This window comes from Kitasatospora sp. NPDC101108, assembly GCF_055584725.1.
Window position 1 is genome coordinate 183,458 of the sequence record NZ_JBVJLM010000007.1, and the last position, 26,754, is coordinate 210,211.

Consider the following 26,754-nt stretch of genomic DNA (forward strand, 5'->3'; position numbering starts at 1 on the left):
TCACGGGGAGCGCAGGCTGAGCGAGGCCTCCAGGCCCGTGGTGAACTCGCTGCGGTAGCCCGCCAGCCGGTCGTGCCGGCGGAAGCGCTCCAGCGCCGACGCCAGCCGCGCCCGCACCTGTGGTGCGCGGCCCCGGGCCACCAGGTGGGCCGCGTAGGACTGCTCGGTGACGGCGTGCAGGTAGAGCAGGCCCGCCTCCTCGCAGGCGGCCAGCAGCCGGTGCCACGCGAGGTCGGCCGCCTCGTCCCGAGCCGTCGGCGGCAGCGCCTGGGCCTCGGTCAGCAGCGACCACAGGTGCACCTGGGTGACCGGATGGGGCGGCAGCAGTTCCCTGGCCTCCCGGGAGCGCTGCTGGGCGCCCGCCGGATCACCGGTCGCCAGATTCACCCAGCCCTGGTGCACCAGGGCGTCGGCCTGCCGCTGGCGGCTGCCGGACGCCACGGCCAGCGCCACCGCCTCGGCCGCCAGCCGCCGCGCCTCGGCGGAATCCCCGAGCATCGCGGTGACCAGGCCCAGGGTGGCCAGGGACCGGACCCGCGCGGAGTCGGCGGCGGGCCCCTCGGCGGACTCGGCGGCGGCCACCCCCTTCCGGGCGGCCTCCGCCGACTCGTGACGGCGCTCCAGGGCGACCAGCGCCTGCGCCCGGCAGTTGTGCAGGAAGGCCTCCGCGACCGGGTCGGCGCAGCGCTCGGCCGCCGCCAGGCCGACGTCGGCCCGGGCCAGCCAGTCGGTGAAGCGGCTGGCGCCGTAGTAGAGCGAGCCGGTGGTCAGGGCGAGCCGCCAGGCCCGGTCGGGGTGGCTGACGGCGGCTGCGTCGATCAGCGCCCGGACGGCGGGCTCCTCGGCGCGGAACCAGTCCAGCGCGGTGCGGATGTCCACCACGGGCGGCAGGGGCCGCGGCGGCCGGGCGGGGCCGCCGGGCCGCTCCTGGTCCGCGTGCTCCTGGTCCGCGTGCTCCTGGCCGGGGTCGAGGTAGCTGCCGCAGCGCTGGAGGGCGGCCTGGTAGTGGTCCAGCAGACGCAGGAGGGCGTGCTCCCGGTGCTGTCCGGACGCTGCGGACCGCTCGGCGAGCAGGTCGACGCTGAACAGCCGGACCAGGTCGGAGCGGTGGTAGCGGCCGGGGGAGGCGCCGGTGAGCAGGTGATGGGAGGCCAGCTCGGCGAGTGCCCGGTGGGCGGTCGCGGTGTCGGAGCCGAGCAGCGCGGCGGCGGCGTGGCTGTCCGCCTCGTGGCCGGGGTGGAGGGCGAGCAGGGGGAGGAGTTCCGCGGCCGGAGCGGTGAGTTGATGGACCGTCAGGCGCAGTTGCTGTCGCAGTCCGGTGTGCGCGTCCAGCTCCAGGGCGGCCAGCCTGGTCCGCTCGTCGGCGAGTTCGGCGGCCAGCTCCCCGATCGTCCAGCTCGGGTGGGCGGTCAGCCGCGCGGCCGCGATCCGCAGGGCGAGCGGCAACTGCTCGCAGCGGCGGACGAGTTCGGACGCCGCCTCCGGCTCGGCGCGCAGGCGTTCGGGGGTCAGCAGGTGCTCCAGCAGGCCGAGGGCGTCGTCCTCGGGCAGCGCGGCCAGCCGTAGCAGGGCCGCGTCCTCGGTGGCGACCAGCTTCTCCAGCGGGCCGCGCGCGGTGATCACGGCGGCGCAGCCCGACCCCTCCGGCAGCAGGCCGGTGAGCTGGTCGGCGTCGGCGGCGTCGTCCAGGACCACCAGCAGACGGCGGCCCTTGGTGTGCTCCCGGTAGAGCGCGGCCCGGTCGGCCGGGTCGGCGGGGACGGCGTCGTCCGGGACGCCCAGGGCGCGCAGGAAGCGGCCGAGGACGGCCCCGGGCTCGGCGGGCCCGGCCGGGTCCAGCCCGCGCAGGTCCGCGTACAGCCGGCCGTCCGGGAAGCGGTCGGCGGCCCGGTGGGCCCAGGCGGTGACCAGGGCGCTCTTGCCGATGCCGGCCGGGCCGACCACCAGGGCGGGCCCGTCGGTGGCCCGGTCGGGGGCGCAGGCGCGGTCCAGCCACTGGGTCTCGGCGGTGCGGCCGATCAGTTCCACGCGCCGGCGGGGGAGTTGCTGAGGGGGCTGATGGCGCGGCCGGGCGACCGGGGGAGCGGCGGCGGGCCCGGCGGTGCGGACGGCACCGGGGACGGCGGAGGGTGCCTCCGCGTTGTCGTCCGCCAGCACCTCGGCGAACGCGGCCCGCAGCGCCGGGCCAGGGCGGATGCCCAGCTCACGGTCCAGCCGCAGCCGCGCCCGGTGGTAGGTGTTCAGCGCGTCCGCGGGCCGTCCGGCCTGGTGCAGGCAGCGCATCAGCAGCGCCACCAGCTCCTCGCGCAGCCCGTCCCGCCGGACGCTCTGCTCCAGCACCGCCACCGCCGCCGCGCCCGTGCCCTGGCGCAGCCGCAGCCCGGCCCAGCGGAGCAGCGCGGCGGTGGAGGACTGCATCAGGGTCTCCACGGTGGCGGCCCTCGACGGGGTGTCCGGCAGGTCGGCCAGGGCCTCGCCGCGCCACAGCTGCAGCGCCTCCTCCAGCAGGGCGATCGCCGCGTCGCCGTCACCGCGGTCGGCGCGCTCGCCCGCCCGCTCGGCGAGCGCCGTGAACCGCAGCGCGTCCACCTCCTCGGCCGGCCCGCTCAGCAGGTAGCCACCGGGACGGGTGTGCAGCTCGAACGGGGAGTCGGCGAGCACCTTGCGCAGCGCCGCGACGTGCCCCTGCACCGCCGCCCGGGCGCTGGCCGGGGGCCGCTCGCCCCACAGCAGTTCGCAGAACTGGTCCACGGTGACGACCTGGCCCAGCCGCAGCGCCGGCAACGCCAGGACAGCCCGCCGCTGCGCCCCCGCCAGCGTGGCGAGCCCGCCCGCGGCGACCTCCAGCTCCACCGGCCCGAGCAGCCGAATCCGCACCCGTACCCCCACCTCACCGCACCCGAGACCGGACGGCGGCCGCCGGGGTGGAGCAGTGTAGTGCGCACAGGTGTCCGGTCCGCATCCGAACGCTCGCAGCCGACGGGGCCGCCACGGGTAGAGAGCCCCGGGGGGTGGCAGATGGTTGCCTCCCGAAACCGGATCGTCCCCCCCGGCCCCGAGCAGCGCAGCCCCGGAGGCCGGGGCGGGATCGGTCACGGGCCGACCGCAGGGGCGTGGTCCGACAGGGGGGTGCGGGAGGGGTGCGGCGGGCCGGTAGCGTGCGGGCATGGACGAGACTCTCGGGAGACACGTGAACGCCCGGTTCGAGCGGCTGGCCCAGCGGGTCCGCGACGAACTCGCCGCCGCCGGACTGCCGGTGGTGGCCCAGGGCCTGGACGACGAGCTGGCCGTCGGTGCGGCGGTGCGGGTCAGCAGCTGGAACCAGCACTTCGGCGAGGACCCGGAGGTGCTGGTGAGCTGGCACACGAGCCCCCGGCTGCGGAGCAAGGCGACGGCGGACCTGCGGCAGTACGGGGAGCCGACGCCGGCCGTCGTTCTGGGGGGTGAGGTCCACCGGGCGATGTCCGCCGCGGTGGTCGCCATCCTGACGGCGGCCGGCTTCACCGTCCGGGGCTCGGGGAACGACTACGCGCCGTTCGACGTACTGGTCGTGGCGGGACCGGACTTCAGGACGCCGCCGGTCTGGTCCGAGTCGGCGCAGGGCCCGCACCGCACGGAGGGCGAGCCCGCGAAGTGAACCGGCCCGGTCCGGTCCGGCGTACTGTCCCACGACGGGAGGGAAGGGGGAGCATGGACATCGAGCTGCTCGGGCCGATGGTGGTCCGGCGGGAGGACGGCACGGTGGCCACGCCCTCGGCGCCCAAACGGCGCGCGCTGCTGGGGGCGCTGGCGGCACGGCTGAACCGGCCGGTGGGCGCCGAGGAGCTGATCGAGCTGGTCTGGAACGGCGCCGCGCCGCCGACCGCGCGGGCGGCGCTGCAGGGCCATGTCGCGGCGCTGCGGCAGCAGTTGGACGACCCCCGGCTGGTGCTGGGCACCCGGGGCGGCGGGTACGTCCTGGAGGGCGACGCGGACCGGGTGGACCTGGTGCGCTTCGAGACGCTCTGCGGCCGGGCAGGGCTGCTGCTGCCCGAGGCGGCGGCCCGGCCGGGCCCGGACGACCCGGCCGTTCCGCTGCTGCGCGAGGCCCTCGACCTGTGGCGCGGCCCCGCGCTCGCCGACTGCGGGTCCGCCCTGCTGCGCGAGCGCACCCTCCCGTACCTGACCGACCTGCGGCTGCGCGCCCTGGACCGGCTGGCGCAGGGCCTGGTGCTGGCCGGTCGCGGCGGCGAGCTGCTGGCCGAGCTGACCGAGGCCGCGGACGCGCACCCGAGCCGGCAGCCGCTGGCCGCCCGGCTTGTCGAGTGCCTGGAGCAGGCCGGGCGCGGGCTGGAGGCCCGGGAGCGGTACGAGCAGGCGGTGGCCCGGCTGTCCGGCCCGCCGGGGCCGGAACTGCGGCAGGCGGGCGCGCAGTTGGCGCGGCACACTCCGCCGGACCGCCGCTTCGTCGGCCGCACCGCCGAACTCGCCCGGCTGCACGAGGCGTTGGCCGTCGCCGCCCGGACCGCCCGGCCGATCCTGGTCACCGGCCCGGCCGGAGTGGGCAAGACCGGCCTGGTCCAGCACTGGGCGGCGCAGCGCTTCCCCGAGGGCGTGCTGCAGGCGGACCTGCGCGGCTCCGACCCGGCCGGCCCGCGCCGGCCCGCCGAGGTCCTGGCGGGCTTCCTCACCGACCTCGGCGTCGCGCCGGAGGCCGTCCCCGCCGGGCTGGAGGAGCGGGCGGCCCGCTACCGCGGCCTCCTCGCCGACCGCCGGATCCTGATCCTGCTGGACGACGCCGCCTCGTACCGGCAGCTCGCCCCGCTGCTGCCCGACCGGCCCGCCGCGACCAGCACCGCGCTGGGCCCGGTCGCCGTCGTCACCAGCCGCGACCGGCTGCGCGAACTGCTGCTCCACGAGGACGCCCTGGTGCTCCCGCTCGGCCCGCTGGACGCCGAGGACGCCCGGGACCTGCTCGCCCGCGGGCTCGGCCCGGACCGCCCGGCCGACGACCCGGAGACGGCCGCCGAGCTGGCCGACCTCGCCGAGCGCTGCGACCGGCTGCCGCTCGCCCTCCGGCTGGCCGCCACCCGGCTGGCCGCCCGCCCGGACTGGTCCCCGGGCGACCTCACCGCCGAACTCGCCGACGAGCAGACCGGCCTCGCCGCCCTGGCCGGGTCCGGCGCCGCGCGCGGCCCGATCGGCGTCGGCGCCGCCCTGGACCGCACCTACCGGACCCTGCCGCCCGCCGCCGCCCGGCTGTTCACCCTGCTCGGGCTGCACCCCGGCGCGGAGATCGACACCGACACCGCCGCCGCGCTCGCCGACCTGCGACCGGCCACGGCCCGCGCCCTGCTGACCGCGCTCGACGCCGTCCACCTGCTGGCCGAGACCACCCCGGGCCGCTACACCCGGCGCGAACTGGTCCGCCGCTACGCCGCCGGACAGGCCGCCGCGCTGGACTGCGAGGAGCGCTTCGGCGCCCTCGACCGGCTGATCGCCCACTACCTGGAGCTCACCGCCCCGTGGGCGGGCGAGGGCGGCGAGGGGGCCGAGGCCGGAAGACCCCCGGAGGCCTGGTTCCGCCGGGAGGAGAGCGCCCTGCGCGCCGTGGTGCTCTGCGCCGAGCAGTACGGGCGCACCCGCGCCGCCTGGCAACTCGCCCACCGGATCAGCCTGCTGTACGAGCGTTCGGAGGAGCGGTCGGGCGGGCCCGGCAGCCGGGACCTGGCCCACTGGCGGACCGTCGCCGAGATCGGACTGCGCGCCGCGCACGCCGACCGGGACGATGCCGCCCTCGCCCGGCTGAGCACCGACCTCGCCGTCCTGCACGTCCGCCGGGCGGCCCACCGCACCGCCCTGGAGCACCTGGACACGGCGGTCGCCGCCGCCGACCGGACCGGGGGAGCGGTGCTGCGCCACCACTGCCGCAGCCGGGTGGCCGCCGCACTGGTGCGGGCCGGTCAGTACGACCGGGCGGTGCCGCTGCTCACCGACCTGGTGGCCGCCGCCCGGACCCCGGCCGCCGAGCATCTGCTGGTGCGCGCCCTCACCGAGCTCGCCGACGCCCTGGTGCTGGTCGGCGCCCCGGACCGGGCGCTCGCCCACGCGGACGAGGCGGTCCGCACGGCCACGGCCCGCACCGACGGGGCCGGTACGGCCACCGCCCGCACCGACAGGACCCGCACCGACAGGGCCCGTACCGACAGGACCCGCACCGACAGGGCCGGTACGGCCACCGCCCGTACGGAGACCACCCCCACCGCCGGTCGTCGCCCGGACGGGGCCGAGGCGGTGCTCGCCACCCACAGCCGGGCCCGCGCCCTGCACGCCCTCGGCCGCCGGGAGGCCGCGCTGTCCTCGGCCCGGCTCGCCGTCGCGCTCGGCCGCACCGTCGGCGACACCGCCGTGGAGGCGCGCTCGCACAGGCTGCTCGCCGACCTGCTCTTCGAGCTGGGCCGCAGCGTGGAGGCGGCGGAGGCCAGAGGGCAGGAACGGGCGCTGACGGCGGCGGTGCACTGACGGCGAGCACCGCGCAGTGCGCAACTGCCTCCCGCGCCGGTGGAACAGGCGGAACTACCGGCGGTTCCGGCACGCGGAACCACCCCCCGCTCCGCCCACGTCCCCGGTATCCCCGCAGGCAGAGGGCGGGTGTGCGCGTCAATTCCGCCGAGGCATACTTCTGCCTGAGGGGAACTGCCCGGCACGGTGACCGGCAGAACTGCGGAAGTACCGAACCATGGGCGGGGACATGACGGTGGCGAACGGGACCGGGGAGTTCGGCCACCTGCTGGCCGGGCACCGGATGGCGGCGGGCCTGACCCAGGAGGACCTGGCCGCCGGCGCGGGCGTCAGCCTGCGGGCCCTCGGGGACATGGAGCGCGGCCGCACCCGGGGGCCGCAGCGGCGCACCGTCCGGGCCCTGGCCGCCGCCCTGGGCCTGGACGGCGCACAGACCGCCGCGCTGGAGGGGGCCGCGCAGTCCGGCCGGCCCCGGGGCGTGCGGACTGCGCCGCAGGGGCGGTCCACCCGGCCCGCCGTACCGGCCGCGGCCCCGGCCGCGCCCGTGGCGGAACCGGCGGCGCCCGCACCGGCAGCGCCCGCACCGCAGGCGCAGTCCGCACCGGCAGCGCCCGCACCGCCAGTGCAGTCCGCACCGGCAGCGCCGTCCATGCCGCCCGTGCCGGACGTCGCCGCGGAGCCCGCGCCCCCCGGCGCGCTCGCCCTGCCGCGCGACCTCGCCGACTTCACCGCCCGCGAGCAGGCCCTCGCCGAACTCGCCGCCCTCACCGCCGACGAGCACCCCGCCCACCCCCGCGTGGTGCTGATCAGCGGTCAGCCGGGGCTCGGCAAGACCGCCTTCGCCCTGCACGCCGCCCACACGCTGGCCCCGGCCTTCCCGGACGGTCAGCTCTCGCTCGACCTCGGCGGCATGGCCGCCACCCCGCTGCCCGCCCGCGAGGCGCTCGGCCAGGTGCTGCGCGCCCTCGGCGTGGCGGACGGCGCGGTGCCCGCCGGGACGGAGGAGCGGGCCGGCCTGTTCCGCGCCCTGGTCCGCGACCGCCGGCTGGTCCTGGTGCTGGACAACGCCGCCGACGAGGCCCAGGTGCGCCCGCTGCTGCCCGGCTCCGGGCCGGCCGTGACCATCGTGACCAGCCGTCAGGCCCTGCCCGGTCTGGAGGCGGTGCACCGGCTGCGGCTGGACGTGCTCTCGCCGGCCGAGGCGTCCGCGCTGCTGGCCCGGATCGCCGGGCCCGAACGGGTCGAGGCCGCCCCGGACGCGGCCGCCGAACTGGCCCGGCTCTGCGGCTACCTGCCGCTCGCGCTGCGGATCGCCGGGCAGCGGCTGGTCGCCCGCCCGCAGCAGCCGGTGGCCCAGCTGGCCCGCCAGCTCGCCGCCGAGGAGACCCGTCTGGACCTGCTGGAGAGCGGGGACCTGGCCGTCCGCCCGGCCTTCGAACTCTCCTACCGCCGACTGCCCGCCGAATCCCGCCTGGTGCTGCGCCGCTGCGCGCTGACCGCGGGGGCGGACTTCACCGCGGCCGTGCTGGCCCGCTACGCCGGGCTGTCGGCCGCGCGCACCGAACTCGTGCTGGAGCAGCTGGTCGACGCCGGCCTGGTGCAGCCGGCCGCCCCGGAGCGCTACCGGCTGCACGACCTGGTGCGGCTGTACGCGGGCGAGCGGCTGGCCGCCGACGAGACGGCCGAAGCCGTCGCCGACGCCCGTATCCGGGCCGGGAGTTGGCTGCTGCGCGAGGCGGCGGCCCACGGCCTGCGGTTCGACCCGGACCACGCCGCGACCGACGGCGCCGCGACCGACGGCGCCGCGACCGGGCACGCCGCGACCGACGGCGCCGTGCCCGCCGGGGACGGCGCGTTCCCGCTCACCGAGGCCGCGCGCTGGCTGGAGGAGGAGCACCCGGAGTGGCTGGCCGCGCTGTACCGGGCGCAGCGGGAGGGCCGCCACCGGGAGGTGATCGACACCGCCGAGGCCATGCACTGGTTCTCCGACCGCCTGGTCAGCTGGGACCTCTGGGGCGAGGTGTTCCAGCTGTCGGTGGACGCGGCCCGCGCGAGCGGCGACCGGCAGGCCGAGGCCGTGCACGTGAACTACCTGGCCTGGACGTACGTCACCTGTCTGCACCGCTACCAGCGGGGCATCGAACTCGCTGCCGAAGGACTGGAGTTGGCCCGCGCCGTGGGCGACCACGAGCAGCAGGGATGGGCGCTCACCTACCTCGGCACCGGGCTGCGTCAGCTCCAGCGCTACCAGGAGGCCGGCGAGAGCTACCAGCGGGCGGCGGACGCCTTCGCCGAGGTCGGCAACCGGGCGGCGATGATCGGCCGGCTGGTCACCCTGCGCGGCGCCGCGACCTGCCTGCGCCACCTGGGCCGGGCCGAGGAGGCGCAGGACTCCCGCCGCCGGGCGCTGGCCCGCGCCCTGGAGCTGGTGGAGCGCTGGTCCTCGCCGCTGATGCACCTGATGGCCGCCGTGACGGCGCACGAACTCGGCCAGGACCGGGCGGCGTTGAAGCGCTGGCCGGCCGCCGAGAAGGCCTACCGGCAGGCGCTGGTCCACTACGAGGCGATCGGGCGTCCGGACAGCATGACCAAGACGCTGACCGAGCTCGGCACCGCGCTGATCGAGCAGGGCCGCGCCGACGAGGCCCGGGAGATCCTCACCGAGGCGCTCACCGATCTGAGCGCGGACGGACGGCGCGGCCGGGGCCCCGTGTAGCGGACCCCGGCCGCGGCGCCGAGGTTCGGCGGCGCCGAGGTTCAGATCCGGGTGTCCTCCACTACGGGCAGCCACCGGTCGCCCTGGTCACCCTGCTTGCCCTGGCCGTCCTGGCCGTTCTGGCCGTTCTGGCCGTCCCGCGCGGACGGCGTGAAGGCCGTTCGCGGCGCGGCCGCCGGCTTCTTCCCGCAGAAGGCCGGCTCCAGCGCGTTCATCAGCCCCTGGGTGACGGACCCGTTGTTGGAGGCGTTGGCGAAGACCACCACCGAGCGGTGCCCGTCCGGGGTGGTGAAGGACTGGGTCTGGTAGCCCTGGACGATGCCGCCGTGCCCGTACACGTCCCCGCAGGACAGCGAGATGCGGCGCAGCCCCAGCCCGTAGGAGATCTTGGCGGTCGGGGTGGCCAGCGCGGCCTCCATCTGGCGCAGCGAGTCGTCCGAGACCAGTCCGCCGGAGCTGCCGGCCATCAGGGCGGTGAGGAAGGTGTCCAGGTCCTCGGCCGTGGAGATGACCGCCCCGGCGCTCCACACCCAGGAGCCGGTCTGTTCGGTGGAGTCCAGCAGCGGCTTGCCGCGGTCGTCGTTGGTGAGGTAGCCGGTGACGTGGGCGCCCTGGATCCGCTGGTCGGGGACGACGAAGGAGGTCTTCGTGAGGCCGAGCGGCTCGATGATCCGGTCGCGCAGCACGTCCGCGTACGGGCGGCCGGTGAGGTGCTCGACGGCGAGGCCCATCAGCACGAAGTCGGTGTTGGAGTAGGAGTAGCGGCTGCCCGGCGCGTACTGCTGGCCGTGCCTGACGGACATCGCGACCAGGTCGGCCGGGGCGTACACCTTGGTGCGGATGCGGGCCTCGAAGGCGGAGGTGGTCTCCTCGCCGGGCTGCTCCAGCAGGTCGTCGGTGTGGTCGTAGATGCCGGCCCGGTGCTCCATCACCTGACGGCCGGTCATGATCCAGCCGTCCGGGAGGGTGCCGGCCGGGAGGTAGTCGCGCAGCGGCTTGTCGAGGTCGATCCGGCCCTCCTGTGCCAGCTGCATCACGAGAACGGCGGCGAACATCTTGCTGTTGCTGCCGACCCGGAACCTCCACGCGGAGTTCATCGGGGTCCCGTCCAGGTTCGCCCTTCCGACGGTCAGCGAGCGGGTCCGCTCGTCGTCGCCGTGGTCGCGGATCACCGCGAAGGCGCCCGGGGCGCCCGCGCCCGTGGCGGCCTGGAGTGCGCTCAGCACCCCGGCGGTGTCGGGAGTCGGCAGGGTCGCGCCGTCCCGGCCGGCGGCCAGGGCGGGGGCGGTTCCGGACGCCGCCAGGACGGCAGCGGCGGCGGCCACCGCGAGCGGACGCAGAAGGCTGGTCTTCGCCATGTTCCTCGGCTCTCTCGTGGGCTGACGCGGTGTCGGATCGCGTCGATCGATGATCACTATCACCGGTTCGGGCACCTGGTCGCAATGTGAACCGGTTCGACCGCTTCGTCCGTTCTCGGGTGGGTTTGCCGGGCGCACCGTTCGTTTTCCGGGCCGGGGGCAAGGTTTTACCTCCCGTCGTCTACCCGCGTTGACCGCGCCGCCCCCATGCTGTTCGGGCGCTCGCTCCGCCGTCCGGTGCCGCCCGCACCGGACCTCTCCCCGGCGACACCCCCCACCGACCATGGAGTCCCCATGCCCCTGGCCACCCTCGCGCGCCGTGCCGGCGCCCTGCTGCTCGCCGGTGCCGGCCTGATATCCGCCACCGGCACCGCCCACGCGACCGGCACCTACACCGCCGTGGTGTTCCCCGACCAGAGCCACACGGTGGTCTACGACCTGATCAACTCGGCCACCAGGACCGTCGACGTCACCATGTACGAGCTGCGCGACACCACGGCGGTCAACGACCTGATCGCCCGCCAGCGGGCCGGCGTCAGGGTGCGGGTCATCCTGGACGGCCGGCACACCTCGGTCAACGGCTCCGCCTACAACGCGCTGAAGGCGGCGGGCGTCGGCGTGACGTACTCCTCCTCGGCGTTCGTCTACACCCACCAGAAGACCGTCACCGTGGACGGCGCCACGTCCCTGATCCTGACCGGGAACCTGGACGCCACCTACTACTCCAGCAGCCGCGACTACGGCGTCGTCGACACCGACGCCAACGACGTCAAGGCGATCGAGCAGGTCTTCGCCGCCGACTACGCCAAGACCTCGATCACCCCCTCCGACGGCGACAACCTGGTCTGGTCGCCCACCGACTCGCAGGACCGACTGCTGGCGCTGATCAACGGCGCGCAGACCTCCCTGGACGTCGAGGAGCTGGAGTTCGGCGACCAGGCCCTGGTCGACGCGATCGCCGCGGCCGCCGGCCGCGGCGTCACCGTGCGGGTCGTCGGCATGGACCCCGGCTCGTACGGCTCCTCCTTCGACGAGGTCACCGCGGCCGGCGCCAAGGTGGTCACCTACTCCTCGACCACCGGCCTGTACGTCCACGCCAAGGCCATCGTCGCCGACCACGGCACGTCCACCGCCAAGGTGTTCGCCGGCTCGGAGAACTTCTCCGACAACTCGCTGAACAACAACCGCGAGCTGGGCCTGATCGTGTCCGACTCCGGGGTGCTCAACACGATCGAGTCGACCTTCGCCACCGACTTCGCCAACGGCGCGCCCTACTAGGCCGTCCGGCGGATCCCGCCGGACGGGTTCCGGCCCGTCGGCGGGAGCACGACAGTCCGTCACCCTCCCGTTCCCGGGCAGCCCGCGGGGCCGCCCGCCCACCCGAGGACCTGTCATGACCTCGTCCGCGAAGCCCGTGCACGACTCCCCCCGCCCCCGATCCCGCCGCACCGCGACCGCGCTCGGCTCGGCCGTCGCGCTGGTCGCCGCCTCCGCCGGGCTGTGGGCGGCCACCGCCACCAGCGCGCAGGCGGCCGGACTGCCCACGCCCGACCACATCATCGTCGTGGTGATGGAAAACCACGCCTACAGCCAGATCATCGGCAGCAGCAGCGCGCCGTACCTCAACAACACCCTGAAGGCGGGCGGCGCCAACCTCACCCAGTCCTTCGCCATCACCCACCCCAGCGAGCCGAACTACTACGCGCTGTTCTCCGGCTCCACCCAGGGCCGGGTCGACGACAGCTGCGTGACGGTCGGTGGATTCCAGGCGCCGAACCTGGCCTCCGAGGTGCTCGCGGCCGGGAAGACCTGGGCCAGCTACAACGAGACCCTGCCGGGCCAGGGCAGCACGGTCTGCAGCAGCGGCAAGTACGCCCAGAAGCACAACCCCTGGTTCGGCTTCGGCAACGTGCCGCTGAACAGCGCCAAGACCTTCGCGCAGTTCCCGACCGACTACACCACCCTGCCCAACGTCTCCTTCGTGATCCCGAACCTGTGCAGCGACATGCACGACTGCTCGATCAGCACGGGTGACACCTGGATCAAGAACAACCTGGGCGCCTACGCCACCTGGGCGCAGAGCCACAACAGCCTGCTGGTCGTCACCTTCGACGAGGACAACAGCCTGTCCGGCAACCGCATCCCGACCGTGGTCTACGGCGCCCATGTCACCCCGGGCAGCAGCTCGGCCACCACCTACAACCACTACAACGTCCTGCGCACCCTGGAGGACCTCTCCGGAGCGAGCGGCCACGCGGGCAACGCGGCGACCGCGACGGACATCACCGGCATCTGGAACTGACCCCCTGACGGTCAGGAGCCGACGGGGGCCGGCGGCCGTTCGACGGCCGCCGGCTCCGCCGCTCCCGGCCCGGTGCCGAGCCGGCGCACCCCCGGCACCATCGCGGTGGCCGTGCACACCAGGGTCACCAGGGCGGCCGCGGCCAGCAGCGGCACCCGGCTGCCCCAGGCGTCGGCGGCCAGCGGCGCCAGCACGTAGCCGAGCGGCGCGGCGGCCAGCGAGAGCAGCCAGTCGTACGAGGTGACCCGGGCCAGCACCTGCGGCGGGAACTCCTCCTGCACCACCGTCTCCCACACCGGGTTGAGGTACCCCAGCCCGGCCATCGCCACCCCGTACGCCGCCACCGTGACGGGCGCGGGTGCCGGAACGGCGAGTGCCAGCAGCGGCAGCCCGTACAGCGCCAGGGCCAGGTTGCCCACCAGCACCGGGCGCCGGGGGCGGAGCCGGCCGGCCGCCAGTGAGCCGAGCAGCAGGCCGACGGCCCCGGCCTGGGTGACGGCCACCCAGACGCCGTCCCCGCCGAGGCGGGTGGCGGCGATCAGCGGGCCGAGGGTGAGCGCGACCGCGCTCGCGCCGTTCCACACCCCGTGGGCGACCAGGCTCGTCCAGTACCAGTCCCGGGTGCGCACCTCGCGCCAGCCCTCGGCGAGGTCCCGGCGCAGCGGGCGCGCTCCGGCGGCCGCGAGCGGATCGCGGGCCGCGGGGGTGAGGCGGACGCGGCTGAGCAGGGCGGCGCTCAGCAGGAACGAGACGCCGTCCGCCACGAAGGCCCAGCCGGGCCCCGCGGTGTACACCAGGAGCCCCGCGAGCGCGGGACCGCCGAGCCGGGCCGCGCTGGTGGCCGAGCCGAGCAGGGAGTTGGCGCGCAGCCGGTGCTCGGCCGGGACGGCGGCCCGGACCAGCGGCGAGGTGGTCGGCATGGCGAAGGCGGAGGCGAGGCCGCCGGCCGCCGAGGCGATCGCGATGTGGGTCAGGTCCGGCCGGCCGCCGAGGAGTTCGAGTCCGACGAGCAGCTGGGTGGCGGCGCGCAGCAGGTCGGTGGTGAGCGCGACCAGGCGCGGGTCGAGGCGGTCGCCGGCCACTCCGCCGAAGGGCAGCAGGAGCAGTCGCGGCACCATCGCGCAACCCAGGACGAGGGCGAGCGCGGCGGAGGAGCCGGTCGCGCGGGTGATGGCGATGGCGAGGGCGGCCGGGACGACGGCGTCGCCGAGGGTGGAGACCGTGCGGCCGAGGAAGAGCAGGCGGAAGTCACGCAGGCCCAAGGGGTGCCGGGGCGCCGGGCGTTGGGGCTCGGCTCCGGGGGATGCGGGTCGTCGGGGCGCGGGTCGTTCGGAGGCGGGTCGTTGGGTCACCCGCGGAACTGTATTTCGGTGACGAAATTTTGGCAACGAATATTTTGGCGCCGACGTATCGGCTCTTTGTAGACTCCTCCCATGCCCGAGCACCCCCACCAGCAGCCGATCCCGCCCCGCGACTGGACGGACGGCCACCTCGACCGCTGGCTCCCGGTGCTCCCCGAACTCGACCCGGACATCGAGGGCGCGGTGACCCGGATGTCCCGGCTCACCCGCCACCTCGGCCGGGTCCGCGAACAGGGCGTCGCCGACTACGGCCTGCACAAGCACGAGTTCGACACCCTGCACGTCCTGGCCGGCCGCGGCGGCCACGCCGCCCCCTCCGACCTGCGCGCCGACCTCAACCTCGCCCCCGCCTCCGTCACCGGCCGGCTGGAGGCCCTGGAACGCCGCGGCTTCGTCCTGCGCACCCCCTCGACCGAGGACCGCCGCAAGGTCGACATCGTGCTGACCGAGGCCGGCCGCGCAGCCTGGCAGGAGGCCCTGGACGTGGTCGGCCGCGAGGAGCGCCGGCTGCTCGGCGTGCTCTCCGAGGACGAGCGGCGCACGCTCTCGGACCTGCTGCGGAAGGTGATGCTGACCCAGGAGTCGGCGGCGGAGTAGCGCGCCGCCCGGCGCACGGAGGACCGGCGCCCCGTCGGGCCGAGGAACTCCGAACGGCACCGACGCGAGGATCGCCGCCTCGGCCGGCCCCGGCGGCAGCCGGTTCTTCGTCGACCTGCACGGCGACGACCAGGACGAGCACGAACCGGCCGCCAGGGTCCTGGAACGCCCGCCGCCGGGTGGCGGACGGTCAGGCCGGTGGCTCGACCGGCGGCACGTCCGGCTGGTATCGATAGGGGCGTGCGATTCGAACTAGTGCCGATGCCGGACGAGGTGGGGGAGCGGCCCCGGGACGGGCGCGGGTACCCGGTGCCGGCGATCACGCCGTGGCAGGACGGGCAGCCGCAGTTCGCGCTCACCGACCACGGCCGCAGCGCCGACTGCGCGCTGGAGCGCCGGTGTTCGGTGTGCGGGGTGTTCATGGCGCGCGGGCCGGTGTGGCGGGTGGTCGGGCCGGCCGAGAGCGCGGCGATCGCCGAGGCGATCGCCGCGGGGCGCCCGTACCGCAATCTCGCGCCGACCATGGAGGGACCCGGGCACCGTGCCTGCATGCTGTACGCGTCGATGGTGTGCCCGTACCTGGCCCGGCCCAACGCCCGCCGCAAGGTGACCGCCGAGGGCGGGGAGGACCGGCTGACCTCCGCCGTCGTCCGCGGGGCGGCGCGCGGCGGGACGGGCGCGGTGGTCGGCTTCGGCGACTACGAGTACGCGGTCACCGAGACCCGGGTGCTGTTCCGCTTCCTCGACCTGGTCGAGTTCCTGCCGCACGAGTCCGCCGACGAGCACCTGGCCGAGCTGCGGGCCGAGTTGGCCCGCAGCTCGGCGCGGGATCAGGGCCGGTAGACCGGCAGGCCGGAGAGGGTGGAGACCTGGGTCGGCGCGGCGGAGCCGTCGGCCGGCACGGTGTCGATGCCCTCGGGGGTGCGGGCGGCGACGGTCTTGCCGTCGGGGGACCAAGCGGGCTCGGTGAAGTCCGTGGTGGCCGAGGGGGTGAGGTCCTTCTCGGCCTTCTGCTCGTACTCGGTGGAGCGGGTGAACAGGTGGTCGTGGCCGTTCACCGCGCGGACGAAGACGATCTTCCCGCCGTCCGGGGACAGGGCCGGCTGGGAGCCCTTGCCGATGTCCTGGGTGCTCGCGCGGAGGTAGTCGTCGTAGATGTACACCTCGTTCGTCGGGGTGTTGGCGTACGCGATCTTGGCGCGCCCGCCGCCCGCGTTGGCCCAGGTGTTGCCGGTCTGCGGCGGCTGCGGGACGTTCGCGCTGTCGCCGCCCTCGGAGTTGGACGGGGTGACGTCCTCGACGCTGCCGCCCTTGGCGGGGACCTTCGCCAGTCGCAGCACGCCGGCCTTCTTGGCGGTGAACACGATGTTGTTGTAACGCTCGGTCTCGTTGGGGACGACGCCGCCGCTCGGCCCCTTCGCGGCGTGCTGCCAGGTCGGGTGGGACCACTCCTCGCCGTCCGGGTGCTTGGCGAGGGTGGTCCTGCCGGTGCCGTCCGGGTCGGCGGTCATCAGGTCGCCGCTCTCGCCGATGTAGACGACCTTCTTGCCGTCCGGCGACCAGGCGAGGTCGCGCACCACGGAGCCGAAGTCGACCAGGGTGCCGTTCATCGCGACGTTCCTGGTGCCCGTGCTGATGGTCAGGTGGTTGGCGACGGTGGTCCCGTTGACCTCCTTGCCGCCGTGGGCCGGGCTGCCGGAGTGCGAGGCGCCGCCGGGTGCCGGCGTGCCGGGCGCTGCCGATCCGGGTGCCGCCGATCCGGGTGCGCTGCTGCCGGACGCCGCGGTGGCGCCGGAGCCGGCGTTGTCGGGGCCGCAGGCGGAGAGCAGGACCGCGCTGACGGTGGTCATCAGCGCGATCGCGGCGGCGCTGCCGAATCGGTTGCGTACGGACATGTCGAGATCCCCCTTGGTGGTGCTGTTCGTTTCGTCAACGAGATTCCCAGCCCGAGGTCAGCGCCAGGTGCCCGATCCGTCACAGCCCTGGAACAGCGCGATCCGATGTGCCGTCAGTTCGTGTGCACGCCAGCGCCGATGCGGCTCCTGGCGTGCGCTCAGAGGCCGAGTTCGGTGAGGCCCGGGTGGTCGTCGGGGCGGCGGCCGAGCGGCCAGTGGAACAGGCGCTGCCCGGGGGTGATCGGCAGGTCGTTGATCGAGGCGAGGCGGCGGGCCATCAGGCCGTGCTCGTCGAACTCCCAGTTCTCGTTGCCGTAGGAGCGGTGCCACTGCCCGTCGTCGTCGTGCCACTCGTAGGCGAAGCGGACGGCGATCCGCTCACCGCCGAACGCCCAGAGCTCCTTGGCCAGGCGGTAGTCGTGCTCACGCTGCCATTTGCGGGTGAGGAAGTCGGCGATCCGCTCGCGACCGGTGAGGAACTCGGCGCGGTTGCGCCAGCGACTGTCCGGGGTGTAGGCGAGGGCGACGCGCCGGGGGTCGCGGGTGTTCCAGGCGTCCTCGGCGGCCCGGACCTTCCGGCGGGCGGTCTCCTCGGTGAAGGGCGGGACGGGCGGGCGCTGCTCGGGCATGGGTGTCTCCTTGAGAACAGAGGTTCCGCCGGCGAGAACGATCGTTCTCGCGTCGTTCGCTACCCTAGGAGAACCATCGTTCTCACGCAAAGGGCACGGCAGATGGAACAGGCGGACCAGATCGACCCGCGGACCCGGATCCTCGACGCGGCCGAGGAACTGTTCTACGGGCAGGGCGTCCAGGCGGTCGGGATGGACGCCGTCCGGGCCGCCTGCGGTCTGACGATGCGTCGCGTCTACCAGCACTTCCCGTCCAAGAACGACCTGGTCGAGGCCTATCTGCGGCGCCGCGACGCGCGCTGGCGGGCGAGCCTGGCCGTCCACGTCTCGCGGGCCGGCGGCACCCCCCGGGACCAGGTGCTCTCGGTCTTCGACTGGCTCGGCCGGTGGTTCGCCGAGCCCGGCTTCCGTGGCTGCGCCTTCGTGAACTCCTTCGGCGAGCTCGGCGCCACCACACCGGCCGTCGCGGCCGCCGCCCGGCACCACAAGGCCGAGTTCGCCGGCTACCTGGCCGGATTGGTCGAGGCCGCCGGCGCCCCGCCCGCCACCGCCGCCCAGTTGGCCCTGCTGGCGGAGGGAGCGATCACCACCGCGGCCGTGCACGGGGACCCGAGCGCCGCCGCCGACGCCGGGGCGGCGGCCCGGCTGCTCCTGGACGCCGCGCTGGACGCCCGGAGCTGAACCGGGCCGCCGCCCCGGCCCCGGCGGTTCAGCCGATGGTGTAGTCGGAGCCGAAGGCGGTGATGCCGAACGGGCCGTCCAGGTCGTAGTTGCCGGTCGCGGCGATCCGGCGCAGGCATTCGACGCGGTCGACGGACTTGCGCCACTCGTCCGCGGTGGAGGAGTTGGCCGGGTTGTTCAGGTCGTCGATCCGGATGTCGAAGAAGGCGTCCAGCCAGGCGCGTTCACCGGCGGCCGAAGGCAGGCCGACCTTGGCGTCGGTACGGCTGATCAGCGCGGGCAGGGCGTCGTACTCGCTGCCGTTGCCGTGCTGGATGGAGGCGTCGTAGAGCTCGGCGCGGGCCAGCGCGGTGGTCAGGCCGAGCTGGTCGGCCTGGTTCATGGCCGGGGTGAAGTAGCGCTGGTCGACCTGGTCGTCCTGGACCTGCCGGAAGGCCGGGTCCTGGGCGGCCTGCTTCCAGGCGGCGATGTGGGTGCCGGTCAGGGTGCGTCGGTGTGGGTCAGGGTCTCCCAGCCGATGAAGTAGTTCGCCCCGAACGGGCTGTGCGCGGCGACGTACCGCTCGGTCTGCGGCATCGGGAGGCCCTCGCGCAGGTGGTACTCGTCGTACGCGAGTTGTACCGCCGGCCCGAGGCCGGTGTTCACCGAGCCGTCGCACAGCCAGTCCGGCACGCTCGCTCCGTTGTCGTACCCGGTGTGGAACTCCAGCGCCTTGACCAGTCGTTCGCGGCCCTCGCCCCACAGGTCGACGCCCTGCAGCCGGGCGGTCTCGGCGGCCTGGGCGGCGGCCTCCAGGCCCCAGCCGGTGTGGCCGAAGTCCCGGCAGGTCTCCTGGGCGAGTCCGTCGACAAAGGTGGACTGGCCGTTCCAGTACGTGACCAGCGCGGAGCCGCCCTCGATCCCGGCGTTCCGCGGGGGCACCGGCAGGTCGCCGTCCGAGGAGAGGTAGACGTACGCGGGCAGCCGGTGCCGCCACAGGTCGACGGCGCGGTCGAACAGGCCGCGGTCGTCCAGGAAGACCGCGATGCCCATCAGGGCGTCGGTCTCGATCAGTTCCCAGTTGCCGTTCTTGCGCGGGCTGCCGGGGGTCAGCAGCGGCACGTACACGGTGCGCAGCATGGTGGCGAAGCGGTCGACGGAGCCGGCCGGCCAGCCCGCGCCGGAGTGGCGGATCAGCTCGGCGGCGCGGCCCCAGTTGTTGCCCGACCAGCCGGTCTGCAGCGGGGCGTTGGTGTTGGTGTGCTCGCGGATGACGCCCGACCAGGCGTCCATGATGGAGATCGCCTTGTCGGCGTCGCGCTGGTCGTGGGTGAGAACCCACTTCAGGGCGTGGGCGTAGGCGGCCAGCGAGTCGTCGCGCTCGTCGGAGCAGCCGTTGTTCGGGTGCGAGCTGGATCCGCACTCCACGGTGGCGCGCGGCCTGGGCTGCCAGTCGAGCGAGGCGTACCTGCTCGCCCGCAGGTCGGCGAGGGCCGAGCTCCACGGTTCGGAGCCGGCGGCCAACTTGGCTTTCACGAAGTCGAGTTGCTGGGCACCGACCAGCACGCCGGGGTGCTGGAACGGCACGGTGCTTCGGCCGGCGGCCGAGGGCCGGGCTTCGGCGGGGACGGCGACGGCGGGCAGGAGGAGGGCGGCGAGGGCGGCCCCGGTGATCAGTGTCCTGAGGGTGTTCCTGGCGCTGCAACGAGCCATGGGGAAGTCGTCCTCTCGGTGGGGGAGGAGGTCGTGCTCAGGTGCCGCTGTTAGGAAACCTTCCTAACGAGTCGCATTGAACCACCAACCCATGTCCACGCCAAGTCGTCCTCCGGAGTCGGGCGCGTCGCGGTCCCTCCCGTCCCACCAGTCCCTCGTTTATCGCCCGTTGATCGTCGACGCCTAGCGTCGGGCCCATGGACGACAGGACGGCCGAGTGGCCGGGGGCGGCGCCCGAGGGGCGGATCACGGAGCAGGACGCCGAGCGGTTCCGGCAGTTGCTGGCCGGGCTGGAGAGCTCGCTGGCGGCGGACCGGGAGGTGGCGGGGCGTGAGGCCTGAAGCGGCCGAACCGCGCGGGCCGGTGCCGGGGGCGGAGGAACCGCGCGGCCCGGTGGCGGTGCTGCCGCTCTGGCGGCGCGGGGAGGGCGGGCAGGAGTGCCGGGAGGCGGACCGGCCCGGGGTGCCGCGGGGGCACCCCGGGCCGGTGGCGTCCGGTCAGCCGGGGGCCGCACCGGACGGGGCGTGACGGCTCACGAGCAGTCGCAGCCGCAGTCGCAGCCGTCACAGCCGCAGCCGTCGCAGCAATCGCACCCGCACTTGCAGCAGTCGCAGCAGTTCGGGTCGCAGGAACTGCAGCAGTCGCCGCAGTCGCAGCAGTCGTGCCGCTCGCAGAAGCCCTTGCGGCGCTCGCGGGTGAACGGATCGTTGTGCTCGCAGCAGAGCAACTGGCAGGTGCAGGCCATCAACGCCCACACCGCGCACCCGGCGAGCAGGTTGCGCGGGTGCGGAGGCTTTCCGCCGGGCGGGCCGAAGCCGGGGCCCTGCGGCACCCACGGCGGGACCGGCGCCCGGTTCGGGTCCTGGCCGGGGTGCGGGCCGCCCGGGTAGCCCGGCGGCACCTGACGCGGCGGCGCGTCCTGGGGGTGGTCGGCGGTGGCGCCGTGGGTGGCGCCGTGCTCGCCGCTGCGGCAGCTCGCGCCGTGCCCGGCCCGGCCGAAGACCCGGTCCACCGCGCTCTCCGTCTCGTGCCCGAGCAGCACGTGCACCAGCGCCCGGTCGGTCAGTTCGACCTCGCGCAGCGCGAGCCGGATGCCGTGGACGGCGTCGCGGCAGAGCCGTTCGGCCTCGGCGCGGTCGGTGCCGGTGGCGGTCAGCGGGTTCCAGGCGCCCGAGGCGGCGTCGGCGGCCTGGTCCTCGGCGGCGTCGAGGAGGTGGGCGAGCCGGCCGAACAGCCGTCCCGCCTCGGCGAGCGGTGCGGCGTTGCCGGGGCGGCCGGCGATCACGGCGGTGTGGGCGAAGGCCGCCGAGGTGGCGGTCTCGGTGGGCTCGGTGACCAGCAGCACGGAGCTGCCGGGCAGCAGCGAGCGCTCCAACTCGCCCTGCCGGGAGGCGGCGTCGAGCAGCACGGCGGTGTCGAAGCCGACCGTGGAGGCGCTGCCCGCGCTCTGGCGGTCCCAACGGCGGGTCACCGCGCGGGCCCCGACGGCGACCGGGCGGCGGGCGAACACGCCGTCCCGGTCCTCGACGTGGTCGCGGATCTTCACCGAGGCGAGCGCGAGCGAGACGGCGGCCGCCAGCCGGGCGCCCTCGCCCTTGGCGACGGAGGCGGTCCGCATGCCGCGCAGCGGGCAGGGCCCGGCGGTGCGCCGCCGGCTGGAGTCCTCGCGGGCGGTCTGGGCCTCGACCAGGACGGAGATGATCAGCCCGTCGTAGTTGGTGGCGGTGCGGGCGAGCTGCCCGTGGTCGTCCCGCAGCGCGAGGCAGAGCCCGCACAGGTGCGCCATCCAGGAGGCCTGGAGCCGTTCGGACAGCCGGTGCCTGCACGGTCTGATGATGCCGAACACGATCCTCGTCCCCCTCGCCGGTGGCCGCTGACCGGCCACTTTGTCGCCGGACATCATATGATCACCGGCTCGCTGAAGGGACCGGTCGGCGGAACCGGAGCCGGAGCTGTCGTCGAACCGTCACCAGCCCGTGAGAAGCGCGGGAAGGCGATCTCATATCAGGGATAGCATCCTGGATATGGGAATCGACACGGCTGCCGACGAGCGGCTGGCACAACGGATCGCCGAACTGCGGGTCGAACGCGGCTGGACCCTGGAGGAGTTGGCCCGGCGGGCCGACGTCAGCCGGTCCACGCTCTCGCGGGTGGAGCGGGCCGAGGTCAGCCCGACCGCCGCGCTGCTGGGGCGCCTGTGCGCCGTGTACGGGCGGACCATGTCCCGGCTGCTCGCCGAGGTGGAGTCCGGACCGGCCCCGCTGGTGCGCGCCGGCGAGCAGCAGGTGTGGCAGGACGAGGCGAGCGGCTTCGTCCGCCGCTCCGTCTCCCCGCCGCACAGCTCGCTGCACGCCGAGATCATCGAGGGCCGGCTCCCGGCCGGAGCCGACATCGCCTACGACCGCCCCTGCCTGCCCGGCCTGGAACACCACCTCTGGCTGTTCGAGGGGCAGTTGGAACTGAGCCTGGACGGCCGGCCGCACCTGCTCGGCCCCGGCGACTGCCTGCGCTACCGCTCCGGCACCAGCCGCTTCCGCAGCCTCGGCCCGGCCGAGGCCCGCTACGCCCTCGTGGTGGTCGAGCCGTGAGCGCCGCCCCCGGTTCCGTACCGGAGAAGGAGCGCTTCGACGCCGCCGGACGCCGCGTCCTGCTGGTCTGCGTCGCGGGCGGCTTCACCACCCTGATCGACCAGTCCGTCCTCAACACCTCCGTCCCCGCCCTGCGCGAGACCCTGCACGCCCAGCCCGCCCACCTGCAGTGGATCGTCGCCGGGTACTCCCTCGCCTTCGGCCTCGCGCTGATACCCGGCGGGCGGCTCGGCGACGTCAAGGGCCGCAAGTGGTTCTTCGTCACCGGGCTCGCCCTGTTCACCCTGGTCAGCCTGGTCTCCGCGACCGCCACCGATCCGACGGTGCTGATCGCCGCCCGGCTCGTCCAGGGCGCCGGCGCGGGCCTGGTCAACTCCCAGATGATCGGCACCCTCCAGGACGTCTTCGACGGGCAGTTGCGCGCCCGCGCCCTCGGCATGTACGCCGTCACCGGCAGCCTCGCCTTCGCCCTCGGCCCGCCGATCGGCGGCCTGGTGCTCGCGGCGGCCGGCCCCGGAACGGGCTGGCGGCTCACCTTCCTGCTCAACGTCCCGTTCGGCCTGGCCACCCTCGCCCTGGCCGTCCGCCACCTGCCGAAGCCCCGCCCCGCCACCCGGCACGCCGACCTCGACCTGCTCGGCCTGCTCCTGGTCGGCGCGCTCACCCTGGCCCTGATGCTGCCCTTCGTCCAGCCGCCCGGCTGGGCCGGCTGGGCCGCCTTCGCCGCCGGCGCCCTGGCGCTGCTCGGCGCGCTCGTCGGCTGGCAGCGCCGCTACGCCCGCACCGGCGGTCACCCGCTGATCCATCCCGCGCTCACCCGCTCCGCGCCGTACGCGCTGGGAACGGCCACCGCGATGGCCCAGTTCGGCTCCTCGCTGGCCGCCTCCCTGGTGCTGACCATGTTCCTCCAGGACGGCCTGGGCCTGTCCCCGATGGGCGCCGCCCTGGTCTCGCTGCCCTCGGCGCTGGCCATGGCCGGCGCCTCCGCGCTCGCCTGGCGCGTGGTGCGGCGGCTCGGCCGACGCACCGTCACCATCGGGATGGCCGGCTCCGCGCTGGCCATGCTGCTCAGCGGGTTCGTCGCCCACTGGGCGCCCGTCGCCGTACTGCCCTGGCTGCTCGCCCTGCTCCAACTGCTCAGCGGCGCCTCGGTCGGGCTGATGGGCTCCACCAACCAGGCCTACGTGCTGCGCCACGCGCCCGCCGAGGCGGCCGGGGTGAGCGGGGCGATCCTGCAGATGGCACAGCGGATCGCGGCGGCCGTCGCGGTCTCCGCGCTGTCCGGGGTCTACCTGCGGGCGACGGCCGGGGGCGGCGGCCACCGCTCCGCCTACCTGACCGCCAGTCTGGTCTGCGCGGCGGTGGCCGGACTCGCCGTGCTCGCCTCGGTGTTCGCCGGCCGGGTCGGCGGGCCGGAGCGGCCGGCGGAGCAGCCGGTCACGGTGAGCCGAGGGCGAACAGCCGTCCGGTGAGGGCCGCCCCGCGCGTACGGTGGCGGGCATGACGACAGTACGGACGGTGCGGCTGCCCGACCTCACCCTGGCCTACCGCGAGAGCGGACGCCCCGACGGCCCGCCGCTGGTGCTGCTGCACGGCCTGGGCGAGCGCGCCGCCGACTGGGACACGGTGCTGCCCGACCTCGCCCCCCGCCACCACGTGTACGCGCTCGACCTGCGCGGCCACGGCGACAGCGGACGCACCGCCGCGTACGGCCTGGAGGAGATGAGCGAGGACGTGCTCGCCTTCCTCGACGCGACCGGTCTCGACCGGATCGCCCTGGTCGGCCACTCGATGGGCGGCGCCGTCGCCTACCTGCTGGCCCAGTCCGCGCCCGAGCGGATCGACCGGCTGGTCCTGGAGGAGATCCCCGCCCTCCACCCGCGCCCGTCGAGCGTGCCGCCCGAGGGAGCGGACGAACCGGCGCACTTCGACTGGTCGATGGTCCGGGCCGTCAAGGCGCAGCTCGACGCCCCGGACCCGGCCTGGCGGGAGGGGCTGACCCGGATCACCGCCCCCACCCTGGCCATCGCGGGCGGGCCCACCAGCCACGTCCCCCAGGAGCGGATCGCCGAACTCGCCCGGCTGATCGCGGACTGCCGACTGGTCACCATCGAGGCCGGTCACCTCGTGCACAGCGCCCGCCCGGCCGAGTTCATCGCCGCCGTCGCCCCGTTCCTGGAGGCCTGAGCCGGGACGCCGGGACGCCGGGGCGCCAGGACGAAGGGAAGAAGGGACAGGGACGAAGGGCTGCCGGGTCACCGGAACGGCTCCCGGCCCGGCCGTCACCCGAAGACGACGGCGTGGCCGGTGGCGAGACCGGCCCGGCAGGCCCGGTACAGCGCGTGCCAGGCGAAGACCTCCGGCTCGAACGGGTCGTCGCCCGGCAGTGCGTCCAGCCGGGCCGACTCCTCCGGGTCCAGCGAGCCGTCGGCCGCCAGCCGGATCCCGATGGCCGCGGCGAAGCCCTGCAGCTCCGCCAGCAGCGGGCCGCAGGAACCCACCATGCCGGCGCCGGGCACACCCGCCTCCTCCGGGAGAAAGAGTGGATCCCCGAACGGGAGCTCCGCCGGCACGTAGTAGCCCTCGTGGTCGGCGTGGCAGAGCAGGTGGGAGTCGAACATGGCCGTCTCGTCGTCGACCAGCGCCAGGTCTTCGTCGTACTGCTCGCTGCTGACCCCGCGCGCCCCGGTGACCGGCTCGCCCAGCCGGTGCAGCACGTACACCCGCCGCAGCCCGGACAGGTAGCTGTACGGGAAGCCCGCCCCGAAGACCTCGGCGGGGCCTCCCGGTGCGGTGGCCGGCTCCCGCCAGGCCACGCCCTCGGCGGCCAGCGCCCGGTGGAGCACCTCGGCCTCGTCCCGCAGGTCCGGGGTGCCGAGCAGCCCCACACTGATCGCGAGTCCCATGCCCGTCACACCCCCCGCTCGGCCGGCAGCCGCCCGCTGCGCACGGCGGCGACCAGCTCCGCGTGGTCGGCCTCGGTGCGGTCCGCGTAGGCGACGGCGAAGGCGGCGACCGCGTCGTCCAGCGCCTCGCTCTTGCCGCAGTACCCGGCCAGCAGGCCCGGGTCGGCGGTGTGGGCGTGGGCGCGGGCCAGCAGGGCGCCGGTGATCCGGGCGTAGTCGTCCAACTGGGCGGGCAGCAGCGCGGCCGGGTCGACGCTGCCCTTGCGGTTGCGGAACTGCCGTACCTGGTAGGGGAGTCCGTCGACGGTGGTCCAGCCGAGCAGGGTGTCGCTGACCACCTGCATGTGCTTCTGGCCGAGCACCACCCGCCGGCCCTCGTGCTCCTCCTCCGTGCGCGGCCCGTGGCCGCCGAGGTACGGCAGCAGCACGGACGGCCGGGCCTCCTTCACCTGGAGCACCAGCGGCTGGTCCCGGTGGTCGGTGAGCAGCACCACGTACGAGCGGGTGCCGACGCTGCCGGTGCCGACCACCCGGAACGCCACGTCCTGCACCCGGTAGCGGGACAGCAGGGTGCGGACCTCGGCGGGCACCGTCGCCACGTACGGGCCGAGCGCCTCGGCCACCGCCCGGGCGGTCGCGTCGGTGACCGGGGTGAGCACCGGTGGAGCGGCCGTGAACCGCCAACCGCCGTCCGCGGTACGGGCGGTGCTGCGGGCGGCGAACCGGGCGCTGGTGTTGCCGAGCGCCTTCGCGCCGACCTTCCGCAGCACCTCGGTGAGGTCGTGCGCCTCGGCGAAGGACACCAACTGCTCGTCCGCCACGGCGTTCCAGGCGTCCAGGGCGGGCAGCTTGGCGAGCGTGCGCACGGTGCGCCGGTAGGAGCCGGCCGCGTGGCGGGCGGCCGCGCGGGCGGTGGTCTCGCTCGCCCCGGCCTCCCGGCCCGCCAGGACCAGACTGGCGGCGAGCCGCTTGAGGTCCCACTCCCAGGGGCCGGGCACGGTCTCGTCGAAGTCGTTGATGTCCATGACCAGTTGGCCGCGCGCATCGCCGTACAGCCCGAAGTTCGCCGCGTGCGCGTCCCCGCACAGTTGCGCCGTCACGCCGGTCACCGGCGTTCCCGCGAGGTCGGCGGCCATCAGGCCGGCCGAGCCGCGCAGGAAGGCGAACGGAGTGGCGGCCATCCGGCCGATCCTGATCGGCACCAGGCCCGCGATCCGGCCCGCATTGGACGCCTCCAGCGCCGCCACCGCGGTGGGCCGGTCGGCCGCGGGCGTGAACTCCGCGTGCCGCTCCCGGGGGACCCGGCCCCGCAGGGCCTTCCCTTGCTCGCGCGCCCGCTGCGCCCGGCCGTCCGGCCCGGTCGCGAACCCGGGGACGGTGAACTTCCGCCGCCCGGTGGTGGTTCCGATGTCCGTCACTGGTTCCCCGCCCGCCCTGCTCGAACTCCCGCCCGTGACCTGCACGGATGGCTCATCAGGGGGAGTGACGTCCGGCGTCGCGCGGTGGTTCCTGGGGCGGGGGTGGGGAT

Annotated in this window: 23 protein-coding genes; 13 read left to right on the forward strand and 10 right to left on the reverse strand. The window is 75.2% G+C overall.

What is annotated here, in order from left to right; genetic code table 11:
* Entirely contained in the window at positions 1–2,877 is a 2,877-nt protein-coding gene (locus ACZ6Z8_RS18065) for an AfsR/SARP family transcriptional regulator (protein WP_465610832.1), read from the reverse strand.
* 289 nt (positions 2,878–3,166) lie between these two features.
* Here ACZ6Z8_RS18065 and ACZ6Z8_RS18070 point away from each other — a divergent pair, with 289 nt between their 5' ends.
* From ACZ6Z8_RS18070 to ACZ6Z8_RS18080, 3 genes are all read left to right on the forward strand, one after another.
* Entirely contained in the window at positions 3,167–3,637 is a 471-nt protein-coding gene (locus ACZ6Z8_RS18070) for a hypothetical protein (protein ID WP_465610834.1), read from the forward strand.
* Between the two features lie 53 nt (positions 3,638–3,690).
* Entirely contained in the window at positions 3,691–6,501 is a 2,811-nt protein-coding gene (locus ACZ6Z8_RS18075) for an AfsR/SARP family transcriptional regulator (protein ID WP_465610836.1), read from the forward strand.
* A 229-nt stretch (positions 6,502–6,730) separates the two neighbouring features.
* Entirely contained in the window at positions 6,731–9,217 is a 2,487-nt protein-coding gene (locus tag ACZ6Z8_RS18080) for an ATP-binding protein (RefSeq protein ID WP_465610838.1), read from the forward strand.
* 41 nt (positions 9,218–9,258) lie between these two features.
* Here ACZ6Z8_RS18080 and ACZ6Z8_RS18085 read toward each other — a convergent pair whose 3' ends face one another.
* Entirely contained in the window at positions 9,259–10,575 is a 1,317-nt protein-coding gene (locus tag ACZ6Z8_RS18085; protein ID WP_465610840.1) for a serine hydrolase domain-containing protein, read from the reverse strand.
* A 294-nt stretch (positions 10,576–10,869) separates the two neighbouring features.
* Here ACZ6Z8_RS18085 and ACZ6Z8_RS18090 point away from each other — a divergent pair, with 294 nt between their 5' ends.
* Both ACZ6Z8_RS18090 and ACZ6Z8_RS18095 read left to right on the forward strand, forming a co-directional pair.
* Positions 10,870–11,853 carry a phospholipase D-like domain-containing protein gene (locus ACZ6Z8_RS18090; protein WP_465610842.1) on the forward strand — a complete coding sequence of 328 codons (984 nt, stop codon included), beginning with the start codon at positions 10,870–10,872 and terminating at the stop codon, positions 11,851–11,853.
* Between the two features lie 115 nt (positions 11,854–11,968).
* On the forward strand, positions 11,969–12,877 hold the full coding sequence (locus ACZ6Z8_RS18095; RefSeq protein ID WP_465610844.1) for an alkaline phosphatase family protein: 909 nt from the start codon (positions 11,969–11,971) through the stop codon (positions 12,875–12,877).
* Positions 12,878–12,888: 11 nt separating this feature from the next.
* On the opposite strand, the gene ACZ6Z8_RS18100 is transcribed toward ACZ6Z8_RS18095, so the two are convergent.
* Positions 12,889–14,139 (reverse strand): MFS transporter, encoded by a 1,251-nt coding sequence (locus ACZ6Z8_RS18100; protein WP_465611139.1) that lies wholly within the window; start codon positions 14,137–14,139, stop codon positions 12,889–12,891.
* Between the two features lie 171 nt (positions 14,140–14,310).
* Between ACZ6Z8_RS18100 and ACZ6Z8_RS18105 the strand changes: the two genes are divergently transcribed.
* Both ACZ6Z8_RS18105 and ACZ6Z8_RS18110 read left to right on the forward strand, forming a co-directional pair.
* On the forward strand, positions 14,311–14,835 hold the full coding sequence (locus tag ACZ6Z8_RS18105; RefSeq protein WP_465610846.1) for a MarR family winged helix-turn-helix transcriptional regulator: 525 nt from the start codon (positions 14,311–14,313) through the stop codon (positions 14,833–14,835).
* 240 nt (positions 14,836–15,075) lie between these two features.
* Positions 15,076–15,678, forward strand: a complete 603-nt coding sequence (locus tag ACZ6Z8_RS18110; protein ID WP_465610848.1) for a hypothetical protein — start codon at positions 15,076–15,078, stop codon at positions 15,676–15,678.
* On the opposite strand, the gene ACZ6Z8_RS18115 is transcribed toward ACZ6Z8_RS18110, so the two are convergent.
* Both ACZ6Z8_RS18115 and ACZ6Z8_RS18120 read right to left on the reverse strand, forming a co-directional pair.
* On the reverse strand, positions 15,666–16,730 hold the full coding sequence (locus ACZ6Z8_RS18115) for a TolB family protein (protein ID WP_465610850.1): 1,065 nt from the start codon (positions 16,728–16,730) through the stop codon (positions 15,666–15,668). The genes ACZ6Z8_RS18110 and ACZ6Z8_RS18115 overlap by 13 nt on opposite strands.
* Before the next feature lie 158 nt (positions 16,731–16,888).
* Positions 16,889–17,359 carry a nuclear transport factor 2 family protein gene (locus tag ACZ6Z8_RS18120; protein ID WP_465610851.1) on the reverse strand — a complete coding sequence of 157 codons (471 nt, stop codon included), beginning with the start codon at positions 17,357–17,359 and terminating at the stop codon, positions 16,889–16,891.
* Positions 17,360–17,461: 102 nt separating this feature from the next.
* On the opposite strand from ACZ6Z8_RS18120, the gene ACZ6Z8_RS18125 reads away from it, so the two are divergent.
* On the forward strand, positions 17,462–18,040 hold the full coding sequence (locus ACZ6Z8_RS18125) for a TetR/AcrR family transcriptional regulator (RefSeq protein WP_465610853.1): 579 nt from the start codon (positions 17,462–17,464) through the stop codon (positions 18,038–18,040).
* A 28-nt stretch (positions 18,041–18,068) separates the two neighbouring features.
* Here ACZ6Z8_RS18125 and ACZ6Z8_RS18130 read toward each other — a convergent pair whose 3' ends face one another.
* Together ACZ6Z8_RS18130 and ACZ6Z8_RS18135 are read right to left on the reverse strand one after the other, a co-directional pair.
* The gene (locus ACZ6Z8_RS18130) at positions 18,069–18,554 is read right to left on the reverse strand and encodes a chitosanase (protein WP_465611141.1); all 486 of its coding nucleotides are present in this window, start codon (positions 18,552–18,554) and stop codon (positions 18,069–18,071) included.
* Positions 18,521–19,732 carry an alginate lyase family protein gene (locus ACZ6Z8_RS18135; RefSeq protein ID WP_465610855.1) on the reverse strand — a complete coding sequence of 404 codons (1,212 nt, stop codon included), beginning with the start codon at positions 19,730–19,732 and terminating at the stop codon, positions 18,521–18,523. The genes ACZ6Z8_RS18130 and ACZ6Z8_RS18135 overlap by 34 nt, the downstream gene beginning before the upstream one ends.
* Before the next feature lie 197 nt (positions 19,733–19,929).
* Here ACZ6Z8_RS18135 and ACZ6Z8_RS18140 point away from each other — a divergent pair, with 197 nt between their 5' ends.
* On the forward strand, positions 19,930–20,073 hold the full coding sequence (locus ACZ6Z8_RS18140) for a hypothetical protein (protein ID WP_157846596.1): 144 nt from the start codon (positions 19,930–19,932) through the stop codon (positions 20,071–20,073).
* Positions 20,063–20,260 (forward strand): hypothetical protein, encoded by a 198-nt coding sequence (locus ACZ6Z8_RS18145; protein WP_465610857.1) that lies wholly within the window; start codon positions 20,063–20,065, stop codon positions 20,258–20,260. Before ACZ6Z8_RS18140 ends, ACZ6Z8_RS18145 begins: the two co-directional genes overlap by 11 nt.
* Positions 20,261–20,264: 4 nt before the next feature.
* Here ACZ6Z8_RS18145 and ACZ6Z8_RS18150 read toward each other — a convergent pair whose 3' ends face one another.
* On the reverse strand, positions 20,265–21,578 hold the full coding sequence (locus ACZ6Z8_RS18150) for a DUF5685 family protein (RefSeq protein ID WP_465610859.1): 1,314 nt from the start codon (positions 21,576–21,578) through the stop codon (positions 20,265–20,267).
* Positions 21,579–21,756: 178 nt separating this feature from the next.
* Here ACZ6Z8_RS18150 and ACZ6Z8_RS18155 point away from each other — a divergent pair, with 178 nt between their 5' ends.
* From ACZ6Z8_RS18155 to ACZ6Z8_RS18165, 3 genes are read left to right on the forward strand one after another with little or no spacing between them, the layout of a single operon-like run.
* A complete protein-coding gene (locus ACZ6Z8_RS18155; RefSeq protein WP_465610861.1) occupies positions 21,757–22,320 on the forward strand; it encodes a helix-turn-helix domain-containing protein in 564 nt (187 codons plus the stop codon).
* Positions 22,317–23,792, forward strand: coding sequence for an MFS transporter (locus ACZ6Z8_RS18160; RefSeq protein ID WP_465610863.1), 1,476 nt, complete (start codon positions 22,317–22,319; stop codon positions 23,790–23,792). The genes ACZ6Z8_RS18155 and ACZ6Z8_RS18160 overlap by 4 nt, the downstream gene beginning before the upstream one ends.
* A 28-nt stretch (positions 23,793–23,820) precedes the next feature.
* Entirely contained in the window at positions 23,821–24,507 is a 687-nt protein-coding gene (locus ACZ6Z8_RS18165; protein WP_465610865.1) for an alpha/beta fold hydrolase, read from the forward strand.
* Between the two features lie 95 nt (positions 24,508–24,602).
* Here ACZ6Z8_RS18165 and ACZ6Z8_RS18170 read toward each other — a convergent pair whose 3' ends face one another.
* Both ACZ6Z8_RS18170 and ACZ6Z8_RS18175 read right to left on the reverse strand, forming a co-directional pair.
* Positions 24,603–25,226 carry a hypothetical protein gene (locus ACZ6Z8_RS18170; RefSeq protein WP_465610867.1) on the reverse strand — a complete coding sequence of 208 codons (624 nt, stop codon included), beginning with the start codon at positions 25,224–25,226 and terminating at the stop codon, positions 24,603–24,605.
* 5 nt (positions 25,227–25,231) lie between these two features.
* Positions 25,232–26,644 (reverse strand): DUF2252 domain-containing protein, encoded by a 1,413-nt coding sequence (locus ACZ6Z8_RS18175; protein ID WP_465610869.1) that lies wholly within the window; start codon positions 26,642–26,644, stop codon positions 25,232–25,234.
* Positions 26,645–26,754 lie beyond the last annotated feature (110 nt).